This is a genomic window from Psychroserpens ponticola, from assembly GCF_023556315.2.
GTDB classification, from domain to species: domain Bacteria; phylum Bacteroidota; class Bacteroidia; order Flavobacteriales; family Flavobacteriaceae; genus Psychroserpens; species Psychroserpens ponticola.
In genome coordinates this window covers 368,053-382,709 of sequence record NZ_CP116221.1, presented here as the reverse complement: position 1 = coordinate 382,709, position 14,657 = coordinate 368,053, and the positions used below count along the sequence as shown (strand labels likewise).

Genomic DNA, 14,657 nt, shown 5'->3' with positions numbered 1-14,657 from the left:
GTCGGCAGTTCGAGTGAAATTGTTTTTTGAAATTTTGTATCGAGAACTACTGAATGCTTCTCGATACAATTTGTTCATACTTCACAAATCACTCGAAGTGACGTAACTCTTTTAAATTTCTCTATTGCTATCAAATTGCTCAAAGTAATCTGCAACACAACGCACAAAGCTTCCGCCTAAAAATCCATCAACAACTCTATGGTCAAATGATAAGGATAAATACATCATACTTCTTATTGCGATTTCATCACCTTTTTCTGTGGTAATTACTTCAGGGCGTTTTTTTATAATTCCTAAAGCAAGAATAGCGACTTCTGGCTGATTAATAATTGGTGTGCCCATAACACTTCCAAAGGTTCCTACATTTGAAATTGTGAAAGTGCTTCCTTGAATGTCGTCAGCTTTTAAATTATTCTCTCGAGCTTTATTTGCAAGTTCATTTACATTGACTGCTAATGTTTTTAAATCTTTCGTATCAGCATTTCGAACTACTGGAACAATCAAATTCCCACTAGGCAAAGCCGTTGCCATACCAATATTGATATTCTCTTTAACGATGATGTTTTTACCATCAACTGAAGCATTAATATTTGGAAAATCTTTTATTGCTTTTGCAACAGCTTCAACGAACAATGGTGTAAATGTTAAACGCTCGCCATGTTTTTCTTGAAATGCCACTTTATTCGCATTTCGCCAATTTACCATATTGGTTAAATCTGCCTCAACATAAGCTGTAACATGAGGTGAAGTATGCTTTGAATACACCATATGATCTGCAATCATTTGTCGCATTCTATCCATTTCAATCACTTTGCCTTTGCCTTTATCAAAATTCAATTGCGGAATACGATAAGCTGTTGGATCTTGTTGTGCAACAGGTTGCGCAAATTTAAATGGTCTTCCATCTTCTATGTATTGAAAGACATCACTTTTACGTAAGCGATTGTCGTGACCAGTTGCAGGAATTCTTGCTAATTCTTCAAAACTAATATGATGTTCTTTGGCGATTTTGACTACTAATGGTGAAAAAAAAGTATTACTGTTAGATACTGAAAACGAATTTGAATGAGACATCTCGACTGCGCTCGATGTGACAGTACGCGTTTTTTTAGCTTTTTCATCTTTCTTTTGAGACGCCTTAACTGTGCTCGACGTGATATCTTGCTTTGTATTAGTTTTAGATTTTGAAGATAATGTTTTATTTACCTTAATTATAGCGATAGTTTCACCTATTTTGATAACATCATTGGCATTATATAAAATAGCTTCAATAACTCCTGAAACTGTTGAAGGCACTTCAGAATCTACTTTATCTGTAGCAACTTCTAGAAACATTTCATCTTCTTCTATGGTATCACCAATATTTTTGAACCAGGTAATAATGGCTGCTTCGGTAATGCTTTCTCCCAATTTGGGCATTTTGAATTCGAATTTTGACATTTTTATTTTCAATTTCGTCAGTTAGCGTAAAACTTATTTTTACAATTTTATATCGAGAACTTTTGAATGCTTCTCGATACAATTCCGATAAAATATCGGAATCACTCGAAGTAACGTTAATTTATTTTTTCATAAAATCACGAAGGGTATCATAGGCTCCTTCTTGCATTTTCATAATTGAAGGAACTTCCCTTAAAGGTTCAACTTCTCTTAAACTCTCATGACAATCAGTTGGTAATTGTTGATATAATTTTGTGCCTTTTGTTTTCCAAGCAATCATTTCATCACTAACTTGTTTAATCACTTTTGCAGGATTTCCTACAACTAAACTTCTCTTCGGAATTTTGGTTTCTGCTTTTACAAATGCCATTGCACCAACTATAGATTCATCTCCAATTTCGGCATCATCCATGATGACTGTATTCATCCCAATTAAGCAATTTCTACCCAAATTAGCGCCATGAATTATGGCTCCATGACCAACATGCGCACTTTCTTTTAGTGTAATCGATTTGCCAGGAAACATATGCACTGTGCAATTTTCTTGGACATTTACACCATCTTCTAAAATGATTTGTCCCCAATCTCCACGAATTGCAGCACCTGGACCAATGTAACAATTTTTACCAATGATGACATTTCCTGTTACTGCAGCCAAAGGATGCACGAAACTTGACTCGTGTACTACTGGTGTATAGCCTTTGAATATATAAATCATAATTATTGATTTGTCATTGCGAGAACAAAGAATGTGGTAATCTCATCATGAGATTATTCGCTTTGCTCTGAATAACATTTCTATTTAAATCCTTTTAATTTCTCTTTTGTAAAGTCAGACAGCACTAGTCGTCCGCTTGTTTGGGCACGTATTGCTAATAACTCATCCCAATCATCTGTTCCTTTCCAGAATACTTTTTTCATTTCCAGCATGGCTTCAGTATTGTAAGTACAAAGATGTTCTGCAGTCGTTTTCACAGCGTTGTCAAGGTCTTCTGTACTCTCATAAACTTGTGTAAATAAGCCTTTTTGTTTTGCCCATTCAGCAGGATAAAAGGAATTGGCATCAATTGCTATTTGCGACATTGCGCTTAGTCCCATTTTACGCTCAATTGCTGGTCCAACAACAAATGGTCCGATACCAATATTCAATTCACTTAATTTGATGGCTGCAAATTTTGTTGCCATACAATAGTCGGTTGAAGCTGCTAATCCAACACCTCCTCCAACGGTTTTTCCTTGAATGCGACCAATAATGAATTTTGGACATTTGCGCATCGCGTTGATGACATTAGCAAATCCAGAAAAGAATACTTTCCCTGTTGCAGCATCATTGATGTTTATTAATTCTTTAAAGCTTGCTCCAGCACAAAATGTTCTGTCTCCTCCACTTTTAAGAACGATGACTTTAATAGCATCGTTGTCTCCAGCTTCGGTTATGGTTTGTGCCAGTTTAGCTAATACATCTCCTGGTAAAGAATTGTGCGCAGGATGGAAAAATTCTATGTATCCTACTTCGTTAAGAATATCCAACTTTACATAAGGGTCACTCATATTTATATTTTTTGTTATTCCTGCGAAAGCAGGAGTCTAATTTTAAACTTATTCTTCTGTTGTGAATTCCTGCCTTCTCAGGAATGACAAATTATAGTAATTCGAATTGCTCGAAGTGGTGGTTTAAATGTTTTCGTTCTAACAAATACGATTCATATTTATTTAATTCACCGAAAACTAAATTCTTTAGTTTAGCTTCAGGATTTTCTTTAAAATACTTCAAATACTTTTCTCTTTGCTCTTTAAACTTTTCTATTGCTGTTTTTAAATCCGCATGTTTCAATTCATCTAAAGTATTTTTTTCAAGATGCGGAAACTGTGATTTAAGTGGAAACTTGTCATAGTTCCATAAACTATTATGCACTTTATCCAAAATCTTATCTGGTGTTGCTATTTCGAAATCTTGAATATCTCCTGAAGTAATTTTATAAGTGTATTCTAAATGCTCAATCATGTGTTGAGGCGTCATAATTCCCCATTTTGGCTTTGCATCTTCTATTAATGCGGAAAGACATTCATCAATCTTCTCGTCTGTCATTTCAACAAAAACCTCTTGCTTTTTCTGAACCATTGTTAAGACCGTTGCAAAAGCTACTTTCTCATCGTTGTTAGCATCAAAAATTTCTGCATACCATTTTACAATTCCACTAGGATGTTCTGCAGAAGCGACATCACGATCTACTTTTTGCTTACAGGTTAAACGCACATAAATAGTATCGTTGTGATATAATGGACGTAAGAATCTACATTCTTCTAGTCCATAATTTGCAGATACTGGTCCTTTATTTGGATAGACGAACAATCCGGCTGCTGCTGAAATAATGAAATAACCATGTGCTGTTCTCTTCTCAAAAATACTTCCGTCTAAAGAAGTAATATCTGTGTGTGCATAAAAATGATCCCAAGTGATATTGGAAAAATTAATGATATCTGTGTCTGTAAATGTTCGGTTATGAGTCTTCATAGACATTCCAGGTTGGATGTCTTCCCAATGGTATTTAAATGGATGCTGTGGTGCTTCTTTATATTTCGCATTTTGCTGATAAATCCCAGTAATTTCTGTGATTGTTGTTGGTGAACCTTGAATAGCTGTACGTTGTAAATAATGTTTTATGCCACGCATTCCTCCCATTTCTTCTCCTCCACCTGCTCGTCCTGGACCTCCATGCACTAAGTATGGTAATGGTGAACCATGACCTGTACTTTCTTTTGCCATATCTCTATTAATGACCATGATTCTTCCATGATGACTTGCTGCATTGACAACATAATCTTTAGCAATTTTATCGTCATTGGTAGCAATTGAAGATACTAAAGACCCTTTACCCATTTGAGCTAAAGTAATCGCTTCTTCTAAGCTTTTATAAGGCATTATGGTGCTTACTGGTCCGAAAGCTTCACGTTCATGAATGACTGTGTTTTGGAATGGATGGTCTGCACGTAATAAAATTGGACTAATGAAAGCACCTTTTTTAGCATCTGCGCCAATAGTATTTATTTCATCTAAACTTCCATAAACGATTTGAGCTTCTTTTGATAAATCACTTACGGAATCTCTAACCGCTTGTACTTGTTGATGACTAACTAGTGATCCCATTCTGACTTCTTTTAGTCTTGGATCACCAATGGTCACTTTATCTAATTGTCTAGCCAATGCAACTTGTACATCTTCTACTAAGCTCTCTGGAACAATAATTCGTCTAATAGCAGTACATTTTTGTCCTGCTTTAACCGTCATTTCTTTTCGAACTTCTTTAATGAATAAATCAAACTCTGGTGTTCCAGGAACTGCATCTTCGCCTAAAATTGAAGCATTTAAAGAATCTGCTTCCATAGTAAAAGGTACAGATTCTTGAATTAATCTTGGATGTGCTTTTAGTAGTCGTCCTGTTTGCGCAGAACCAGTAAAAGTTACCACATCTTGAGATTCTACAGTATCTAAAATGGTTTTAACAGTGCCATTTATGATTTGCAAAGCGCCTTCAGGTAAAATACCTGAAGCGATTATTTCTCTAGCAACTGCTTCTGCTAGATACGCTGATGAAGGTGCTGGTAAAACTACAGCAGGAACTCCAGCCATCCAATTAACAGCACATTTTTCCAACATTCCCCAAACAGGGAAATTAAAGGCATTAATATGAACTGCAACCCCTTTTTTAGGCACCATAATATGATGCGCCATAAAGCGTCCACCACGAGATAAGTCGATAGCATCGCCTTCTACATGATAAGGCTGATTTGGAAACAGTTTTCTTAACGATGCATTGGCGAATAAATTTCCGAAACCACCTTCAATATCAATCCAACTATCTACTTTTGTTGCTCCTGTTCTATAGCTCAATTCATAGAATGCATCTTTTCTTTTGGTAAGATATAATGCTAATTTCTTGAGCATATTTCCACGTTCTTGAAACGTCATTTTACGAAGTTGCTCACCTCCTTTTGTTCTTCCGTAGTTTAAAATTTCAGGAATATCTAATCCTTCAATGGCTACACTAGTGAATGCCTCACCAGTAACTGCATCTAGAATTGGTGCTCCTTCTTCTTTTCCTGTTGTCCAATGACCTTGAACGTAATGTTGAATTTTATTCATACTTTTTACTTTATAGTGGATTCCGCATCAAGTGCGGAATGACAAAACGGATTAATTTTCATGAGATCCTGAAACAAGTTCAGTATGACGTTTCTATTTTATCTTATTCTCGATACAATTCCGATAAAAAATCGGAATCACTCGAAGTGACGTTTTGTACTATTTATTTGACCTACAAAATATTATAATCTTCAATTTGTTTAGCAAAACTTTCTTCGTCTTTAAACGCAATTAAATTCCCATCAGGATCTTTAAATTTTGCTACTTTTCCCCAAGAATGCTCTTGGTAATCGACTTTAATATTTTGTTGTTTTAGTTGTTCTGAAATTGTTTTTACATTGTCAATATTAATTCTTAAACAACTATAATTTTTCAATTCGGAATTATCTTCTAAATAATCTTTTCGATCTTCTTTTTCAACCATTAGATAAGTTCCAAAGAAATCAAAACAAGTTAAATCTTCATTCTGAAATAATATCGTAAGGTTTAGATTTTCAGCATAAAAAACAACGCATTCCTTGTATGCTTTTACGTATAAAATTAAACCTGTTCTATCTATTTTCATATTCATTGCTAGTAAGCAGCTATCTTATTATTTAAGCTTCTATTTTAATAACTACAAGGTTTTGAAACCTTGCAGGATTACATTTTAACCGACTACGCAAGCGTTAGCGATTGTAACGGCATCCTTTTTTACGTCAGTTCGAGTGAAATTGCTTTTTTGCAATTTTGTATCGAGAACAAGTAAAAAAGATATAGTGGAAAGCGCGACCCTTGTGGTAACGCCCAAATTATTTTACAAATTCACATTCTCAATAATTGCGGCATACCCTTGACCAACACCAATACACATCGTAATTAACGCATAACGCTTATTTTGCACTTGTAATTCTAAAGCTGCTGAATAAGCTACTCTCGCACCTGTTACTCCTAGTGGGTGACCAATAGCGATTGCACCTCCATTTGGATTTAATCTAGGATCGTCATCTGCTAATCCCCAAGCTCTAGTACAAGCTAATGCTTGTGCTGCAAAAGCTTCGTTTAACTCGATCACATCCATATCATTCATCGTCAATCCAGCTTTTCCTAAAGCTTTATTAGACGCTTGAACTGGACCAATACCCATAATTCTTGGTTCTACTCCAACCACTGCAGAACTTACAATTCTAGCTAAGGGTTTTAGATTATATTTTTCAACAGCATCTTGAGAAGCAATAATAGTTGCCGCTGCTCCATCGTTTAATCCTGAAGAATTTCCAGCGGTTACACTTCCACCTTCTTTTTTAAAGGCTGGTCTTAACTTCCCTAAGACTTCTAAGGATGTTGTTGGTTTTACAAATTCATCTTTTGAAAATCGAATTGGATCTTTTTTGCGTTGAGGAATTTCCACAGTTACAATTTCCTTAGCCAATCTGCCACTTTCTTGAGCTTTAGTGGCTTTCATTTGACTCCAATATGCAAATTTATCTTGATCTAATCTTGAAATGGCATACTTTGCTACTAAGTTTTCGGCAGTATTCCCCATACCATCCGTTCCATATAATTCTTGCATTTTAGGGTTTATAAAACGCCATCCGAACGTAGAATCATACATTTTTGAATCACCACCAAATCCAGTTGAAGGTTTTGCAATGACGTATGGTCCACGTGTCATATTTTCAACACCTCCTGAAATAAATAGATCTCCATCTCCAGCTTTGATAGCTCGATTTGCGTGAATTATAGCTGATAATCCAGAACTACATAACCTATTAACCGTTTCTCCAGGAACCGTAAATGGTAAACCTGCTAATAAAGAGGACATTCTTGCGACGTTACGATTGTCTTCTCCTGCTTGGTTTGCACAACCCATAATAACATCATCATAAGCTTCTTTTGGGATACTTGGATTTCGTTTTACGATTTCTTCAATTACAATTGCACCTAAATCATCTGTTCGAACAGCTGACAATGTACCTTTGTAGTTTCCAATTGGTGTTCTAATTCCGTCTATAATGTATGCTTCTTTCATTGTTCCCAATCTTTTTGTGTTCTATATACAACGCCTTTAAATAAGGCTACTAATTCTTCTCTTCGTTTGACTTCAATAATATTGAAGCCTAATTTGTTTTTCACATTTTCTATGACTGATTCTGCTGTTAAATAATCACCTTCATCTAAAGCTTCAATGTGATTAATACTTGTTTCGATGGACACTGCATATTTACCATGAGTATTGGCAGCAAAACCGAACGCAGTATCAGCTAACGAATAACTAATTCCACCATGCGCTTTGTTCATGCTATTTAGCATTTCCTTTCTAATGGTCATTCCGACTTTGCATCGTCCGATTTCACATTCTAGAATTTCTATTCCTAGCCAACTGCTATAAGCATCTTGGGAAAGCATTTTATATGGAATTTGTTCTCCTTTCAATTTATAATCTTATTAATTTAAGGCCTTTCGCTAACTTCGTTATGTACTTTCAATGAAAATATATTTTCATTTCAGTAATGCTCAAGGTGACCTTTTTATAATTTGTTCTCTATTCAAAATTGCTAAAAAGCAATTTCACTCGAACTGACGTTTTAACTAAAAAACGTTTTATGTTCTCTATTCATTTTACGCAATAATGGACTACAACGGTATCTATCTTCGTGATATTCGTTGTACAATTCATCTAATTTAGACACACACCAATCGATTCCATATTCGTCTGCCCAAGCCAATAACCCTTTTGGATAATTAACGCCTTTGGTCATTGCATTATCAATATCTTTTGCTGAAGCGATATTTAAAAATAAGGCATCTGCCGCTTCGTTGATTAGCATGACTAGAACACGTTCGAAAATTTGTTCCTTTAAAGACTCATCGACTGCGCTCAGTGTGACATCTGAATTTTCGATTATCTTTCCGTTTTCATCATAATCATAATAGCCTTTTCCAGATTTACGTCCTAAATAACCTGCTTCAGCAAAACGTTTTTGCGTGAATGCTGGTTTGTATCTAGGATCGAAATAGAATGCTGTAAAAACCGTTTCTGTTACTGTGTAATTGACATCGTTTCCTATAAAATCCATTAACTCAAAAGGTCCCATTCTAAAACCACCTAATGTTTTTAAACTGTAATCTATAGTTGTAAAATCAGCAAGTCCTTCTTCATAAATACGAAGTGATTCTCCGTAAAATGGTCTAGCGACTCTATTTACGATAAAACCTGGAGTATCTTTAGCCACAGCAACTACTTTTTTCCAATCGGAAATGGTTTGTATCGATTTTTCAAGAACTGCTTTTGAGGTTTGAATAGCAGGAATTACCTCAACTAATTTCATTAAAGGCGCAGGATTGAAAAAATGAATTCCGACACAGCGCTCTGGTTTTTGTAATGATGCTGCAATGGAAGCTATAGATAAACTTGACGTGTTTGATGCGATGATACAATCCTCAGCAACATAGCTTTCTAATTCTGAAAAGACTTTTTGCTTGATATCTAGGTTTTCTATAATGGCTTCAATGGTTAGGTTTGAATCTGCTAAATATTTTAAAGAATCGACGTAACTAATGTTCGATTGAATTCTTTTTTTTTCAGCAGTATCTATTCGTCCTTTTTCAATTAATCGCGCTAAGATTTTCTCAAGACTTGCTTTTGCTTTATCTAGAGCGGCTTGGTTAGTATCGTATAATTTCACTTTACAACCAGCAGTAGCAGCAACTTGTGCGATACCGCTTCCCATTGTTCCTGAACCGATTATTCCTATGTTCATATTTTTTCTTTTATTGTGAATTCTGCATCAAATGCAGAATGACAAACTCTTCTTTTTTATATCTGTTCTCGATACAAAATTGCTAAAAAGCAATTTCACTCGAACTGACGTATTATTTGTAATCAAGACCTAATAAGATTCTTCGCTTTGCTCTTAATGACATCTATCTTCCTTTGAATTCTGGTTTACGTTTTTCAATAAATGCTGCAACACCTTCTGCGTAATCTTCGCTTTGTGCTGCTTCAATTTGCAATTTAGATTCTAATACCAATTGGGCATCTAAATCGTTAGTCATTGATTGATTAAATAATTCTTTAATAAAACCTAGAGCTTTAGTTGGCATATTGGCTAATTTTAAAGCTAGCTTATTTACTTCCTTTTCAAAATTTTCTAGCGGAAGTATTTTGTAAATCATTCCCATTTTTTCAGCGTCACCTGCTGAAATTTTATCGCCTAACATTGCTAAAGCTAGTGCTTTTTGAAATCCGATTAATCGTGGTAAAAAAAATGTTCCGCCACTATCAGGAACCAAACCAATTAAACTAAAAGCTTGAATAAAACTCACTTTTTCATGAGCAACCACAATATCACATGCTAAAGCAATGTTAGCTCCTGCTCCAGCTGCTACTCCATTTACAGCAGCAATAATTGGTTTCTTTATAGCTCTAATTCTTGTAATAATTGGATTGTAATGTTCTTCGAGTATTTTTTTGAATCCAGGATTTAGGTCAGGATCTGTCACTTCTTTTAAATCTTGACCAGCACAAAATGCTTTTCCGTTTCCTGTAAGTACGATTGCTCTTACATCATCGTTTTTTTCGCAAGCGTCTAACGTGTCGTGAAGCAAAAATGCCATTTCACGATTGAAACTATTAAACACTTCTGGTCTATTGAGCGTGATGTACGCTATTTTGTTTTCAATTTTTAGCTGAATACTTTTATTCATATTTATTCTTTTACAGTCGATTCCTGCTTTCGCAGGAATGACAAAACTTTGTGTGTTCTCGATACAAAATTGCAAAAAGAGCAATTTCACTCGAACTGACGTTAATTGTTTATTCTTAATGAGATTCTTCACTAACGCTCAGAATACCATTCACTTTAAACACTTAAAATAATCAAAAGGTTCTTGGCAATCCTCACACTGAAATTGTGCTTTACATGCTGTTGAACCAAACTGACTTACTAGTCGTGTGTTTGTTGATCCACATTGTGGACATTTTACAATTCGTTTTCCATTTAGCAATACATCTTTATCTGCTTCAGCCTCTAAAGGTGCTGCTATACCATAATTTTCTAGTGCTTTTCGTCCTCTTGGCGTAATCCAATCGGTTGTCCAAGCTGGATGCAAAATCAAATCAATTTCAGATTCATAACCTGCATCTTTTAATTCTTTTTTGATATCGTCACCAATCACATCCATTGCTGGACAACCGCTATAAGTTGGAGTGATTTCGACTTTCACAATATCATTAATAATTATAGCAGAACGCACAACTCCCATATCCATTATAGACAATACTGGAATTTCAGGATCTGAAACCTGTTCCAAGATTGGAATTAAGATGTCATCTATGTTTTGTTCTGTTGTAATCATTTTTGCTTTCCAATCTTCTCGATACGATTTTCTCGTTCCTCACAAATCACTCGAAGTGACGTATTTTTTTTGTTTTATGATGAGATCCTGAATCAAGTTCAGGATGACAAATCAAATATCTCTTACCATTCCATATTTGGATATGTACGTTGCATGTATTGCAAATCGCTCAATAAATATCCTAAATGTTCTGTATGAATGCCTTCTTTTCCTCCTTTTTGAAACCATTTAGATTCAGGAATTTGAAGGTTTGCTTCTTCTAAAAGAAGACTTACTTGTTTATAATAATTTTCTTTTAGTTTGGTTACATCAACACCAATTCCTTCAGCTACCATAGTTTTATCAGCTTCAGTTTGATGAAATAATTCATCAGTATACGTCCATAAAGCATCAATAGCATCTTGCATTTTTTGATTACTTGTTTCAGTACCATCACCTAAACGCTTTACCCAATCTGAAGAGAAACGCTCATGATAACTCACTTCTTTAATACACTTATTTGCAATTGCAGAAAGCGTTAAATCTGTACTCTTTTGTAATTCAGCTAGAAATGCTAAATGATAGACATCAAATAAAAACTGACGTCCAATCGAATACGCAAAATTAGTATTAGGTTGTTCTACAAGTAAAACATTTTTATACTCACGTTCTTTACGAAGCATGGCAATATCATCCTCTGTTCTTTTATCTCCTGCAATTTTTGCCGCATACTGAAAATAACTTCGTACTTGTCCGAATAAATCCAATGAAATATTAGTACAAGCAATATCTGTTTCTAAACTTGGTCCATGACCACAGAGTTCTCCTAGGCGTTGACCAAGGATAAGGCTGTTATCTGCGATACCAAGAATGTATTTGTATAGATTTTTGTTTTTCATATAAATTTTCCACAAAAGCGGCTGTCTTTTTAATTACTTCTCGATACGATTTGCTCGTTCCTCACAAATCACTCGAAGTGACGTTTCTTTTATTATTGAGATTCTGAAACAAGTTCAGAATAACGTTAGCATTACATATGTTTTACTTCGTCTGGTAAATCATAAAATGTTGGATGACGATATACTTTATCTTGAGCAGGTTCAAACATTTCTCCATTATGCTCAGGATTAGATGCTGTTATATTTTTAGATTCTACAACCCAAATACTAACACCTTCGTTTCGTCTAGTGTAAACATCTCTTGCATTCTCTAGTGCCATTTCTGCATCTGTAGCGTGAAGGCTACCAAAGTGTCTGTGTTCTAATCCGTTTTTACTTCTTACGAAGATTTCCCAAAGAGGCCAGTTTTTTGTTGACATAGTTTTATTTTATTTCTATTAAATAGTTCTCGATACAATTTTCTTAGATTTCGACTGCGCTCAATCTGACAGAAAATCACTCGAACAGACGATAAAAATTTAAATTGCTTGTTTTTGTGTTCTTTCTTGTTTCTTTTTGGCATGAGCCATTGCTGCATCACGAACCCATTCGCCTTCTTCCCATGCTCCAACTCTAGCTTTCATACGCTCTTTATTGCAAGGTCCATGACCTTTTACAACTTGCCAAAACTCATCCCAATCTATTTCACCAAAATCATAACTTCCTTTGTCTTCATTCCATTTTAAATCTGGATCTGGAATTGTGAGTCCGATTAATTCAGCTTGAGGAACGGTTTGATCTATAAATTGCTGACGTAAATCATCGTTAGACTTACGTTTTAATTTCCATTTCATGGATTGTTCAGTGTGAATAGACTCTGCATCTGTAGGACCTAACATCATTAAACTTGGCCACCACCAACGATTAAGTGCATCTTGAGCCAATTCTTTTTGCTCAGGCGTTCCGTTAGCCAATTTTATCATGATTTCATACCCTTGACGTTGATGAAAGCTTTCTTCCTTACACACGCGAATCATTGCTCTAGCATAAGGACCATAGGACGTATTACACAAAGGTACTTGATTAATAATAGCTGCACCATCAACCAACCAGCCAATGGCTCCCATATCTGCCCAAGTGATGGTTGGATAATTAAAAATACTTGAGTATTTGGCTTTACCTGAGTGCAATTGCTCATACAATTCATCTCTTGACACTCCTAGAGTTTCGCAAGCTGAATATAAGTACAATCCATGTCCTGCTTCATCTTGAACTTTAGCAAGCAAAGCCACTTTACGTCTTAGAGAAGGCGCTCTTGTAATCCAGTTGCCTTCAGGAAGCATGCCGACAATTTCAGAATGTGCATGCTGTGACATTTGTCTGATATGTGTTTTGCGATACTTTTCTGGCATCCAGTCTTTAGGTTCGATTTTTTCGTCTCTTGCGATACGTTTATCGAATTGTGCTTCTAGATTTTTTATTTGTTCTTCACTCATCTTAACAGCTATTCGCTATTAGCTTTTGGCCTTTAGCTAGTTGAACTTTTTCTTTCTTTTTCAAAATATATTTAAGATTCCTCGACTAAACTCGGAATGACCTATTATTTTTATTAGACTTTCGCTTTGCGTTAAGGATGGAGCAATTGTTGGAGCTCATCTTTGATAGCGACTTGCGAGAGCCTGACCCTTTTGGGTAACGCTATACTTATTTTAAACATCGAAATCGACGACTACTTTATCTGTTGTTGGTACAGCCTGACAACTTAAAACCAAATTTTGCGAGACTTCTTTTTCGTCTAGCGCGTAATTAATTTTCATTTCTACAGCACCTTCAATCACTTCACACTTACAGGTACTACAAACACCACCTTTACACGCGAAAGGCAAATCGGCTCCAGCACCAAGAGCTGCATCGAGAATATTATCATAGTCTTTGGTCATGGTAAATTCAAATTCTTTTCCTCCATCGACAATGGTCACTTCTACGCCTTCGACATTTTGTTGTGCTAGGCGTTCTACTCGTTTTATATCCTCTTCTGACAGACCTGTTACAAACAATTCAAAATGCACTAATTCTTTTGGTAATCCTTTGTTTATTAAATACTCACTTACATAGTTTACCATGTTTTCTGGACCACAAAGAAACACTTCGCTAGTATCAGGAATATCGATAAATGTTTTTGTGAGGACTTGCATTTTCTCGTCATCAAAACGTCCATTAAACAAATCGATATCTCTACGTTCTTTGGTTAAGAAATAATAAATTTCAAATCTTCCGAAATAGGTATTTCTCAATTGCTCGAGTTCCTCTTTAAAGATAATGGATTTTGCTGTTTTATTGACATAAAACAATTTACAAGTTGAATTTGGTTCGGCTTTAAGGTGCGCCTTCACCATTGACAAAACAGGAGTAATTCCGCTTCCTGCAGCGAAAAATAGATAATTTTTTTGTTCTTCAGGCTTAACGGGAACTCCAAACGTTCCGCTTGGCGCCATGACTTCAAGTTGATCTCCAATGTTAACGTTATCATTGATGTAAGTTGAAAATTTTCCGCCAGGAATTAATTTTACAGCGACTTTCCATTGCTTATCCAATGGGCTTGAACATAAGGAGTATGAACGTCGAACATCTTCGCCATCAATATCAGCTTTTAAGGTCAAATGCTGTCCTTGTCTAAATTTAAATGCGTCTTGTAATTCTGAAGGAATTGTAAAAGTTACTACTGAAGTATCCTCTGTTTCCTTATAAATATCTGCAACTTTTAAATTGTAAAATTCTGCCATACTGTGACACGTATAGAACGTGCGAACTTTAAATTAAACTTTCAATTTTCATTGATAAGATTCCTGATTTCTCAGGAATGACAAACTTAACTA

The 14,657-nt window shown here is 35.4% G+C and carries 14 protein-coding genes; all 14 read right to left on the bottom strand.

The window, feature by feature from the left end:
* Nucleotides 1-111: 111 nt before the first annotated feature.
* A complete protein-coding gene (locus tag MUN68_RS01595; protein ID WP_249995060.1) occupies nt 112-1,440 on the bottom strand; it encodes a dihydrolipoamide acetyltransferase family protein in 1,329 nt (442 codons plus the stop codon).
* A gap of 121 nt (nt 1,441-1,561) precedes the next feature.
* Nucleotides 1,562-2,158 carry an acyltransferase gene (locus MUN68_RS01590; protein WP_249995061.1) on the bottom strand — a complete coding sequence of 199 codons (597 nt, stop codon included), beginning with the start codon at nt 2,156-2,158 and terminating at the stop codon, nt 1,562-1,564.
* 80 nt (nt 2,159-2,238) lie between these two features.
* A complete protein-coding gene (locus MUN68_RS01585) occupies nt 2,239-2,991 on the bottom strand; it encodes an enoyl-CoA hydratase/isomerase family protein (RefSeq protein ID WP_249995062.1) in 753 nt (250 codons plus the stop codon).
* Between the two features lie 91 nt (nt 2,992-3,082).
* Nucleotides 3,083-5,584, bottom strand: coding sequence for a phenylacetic acid degradation bifunctional protein PaaZ (gene paaZ, locus MUN68_RS01580; protein ID WP_249995063.1), 2,502 nt, complete (start codon nt 5,582-5,584; stop codon nt 3,083-3,085).
* Nucleotides 5,585-5,756: 172 nt separating this feature from the next.
* Nucleotides 5,757-6,149, bottom strand: a complete 393-nt coding sequence (locus MUN68_RS01575) for a VOC family protein (RefSeq protein ID WP_249995064.1) — start codon at nt 6,147-6,149, stop codon at nt 5,757-5,759.
* Between the two features lie 231 nt (nt 6,150-6,380).
* A complete protein-coding gene (gene pcaF / locus MUN68_RS01570; protein ID WP_249995065.1) occupies nt 6,381-7,595 on the bottom strand; it encodes a 3-oxoadipyl-CoA thiolase in 1,215 nt (404 codons plus the stop codon).
* Complete coding sequence (locus tag MUN68_RS01565) at nt 7,592-7,999, bottom strand: PaaI family thioesterase (protein ID WP_249995066.1); 408 nt, start codon at nt 7,997-7,999, stop codon at nt 7,592-7,594. Before MUN68_RS01565 ends, pcaF begins: the two co-directional genes overlap by 4 nt.
* Nucleotides 8,000-8,151: 152 nt before the next feature.
* Nucleotides 8,152-9,327 (bottom strand): 3-hydroxyacyl-CoA dehydrogenase NAD-binding domain-containing protein, encoded by a 1,176-nt coding sequence (locus MUN68_RS01560; protein ID WP_249995067.1) that lies wholly within the window; start codon nt 9,325-9,327, stop codon nt 8,152-8,154.
* A gap of 163 nt (nt 9,328-9,490) precedes the next feature.
* On the bottom strand, nt 9,491-10,273 hold the full coding sequence (locus tag MUN68_RS01555) for an enoyl-CoA hydratase-related protein (RefSeq protein WP_249995068.1): 783 nt from the start codon (nt 10,271-10,273) through the stop codon (nt 9,491-9,493).
* Between the two features lie 150 nt (nt 10,274-10,423).
* Nucleotides 10,424-10,924, bottom strand: a complete 501-nt coding sequence (paaD, locus tag MUN68_RS01550) for a 1,2-phenylacetyl-CoA epoxidase subunit PaaD (protein WP_249995069.1) — start codon at nt 10,922-10,924, stop codon at nt 10,424-10,426.
* Nucleotides 10,925-11,046: 122 nt separating this feature from the next.
* Nucleotides 11,047-11,802, bottom strand: a complete 756-nt coding sequence (gene paaC, locus MUN68_RS01545; protein ID WP_249995070.1) for a 1,2-phenylacetyl-CoA epoxidase subunit PaaC — start codon at nt 11,800-11,802, stop codon at nt 11,047-11,049.
* A gap of 131 nt (nt 11,803-11,933) precedes the next feature.
* Nucleotides 11,934-12,221 carry a 1,2-phenylacetyl-CoA epoxidase subunit PaaB gene (gene paaB, locus MUN68_RS01540; protein ID WP_249995071.1) on the bottom strand — a complete coding sequence of 96 codons (288 nt, stop codon included), beginning with the start codon at nt 12,219-12,221 and terminating at the stop codon, nt 11,934-11,936.
* Nucleotides 12,222-12,320: 99 nt separating this feature from the next.
* Nucleotides 12,321-13,277 carry a 1,2-phenylacetyl-CoA epoxidase subunit PaaA gene (paaA, locus tag MUN68_RS01535; protein WP_249995072.1) on the bottom strand — a complete coding sequence of 319 codons (957 nt, stop codon included), beginning with the start codon at nt 13,275-13,277 and terminating at the stop codon, nt 12,321-12,323.
* Nucleotides 13,278-13,490: 213 nt separating this feature from the next.
* On the bottom strand, nt 13,491-14,564 hold the full coding sequence (locus MUN68_RS01530) for an FAD-binding oxidoreductase (protein ID WP_249995073.1): 1,074 nt from the start codon (nt 14,562-14,564) through the stop codon (nt 13,491-13,493).
* Nucleotides 14,565-14,657: the final 93 nt, after the last annotated feature.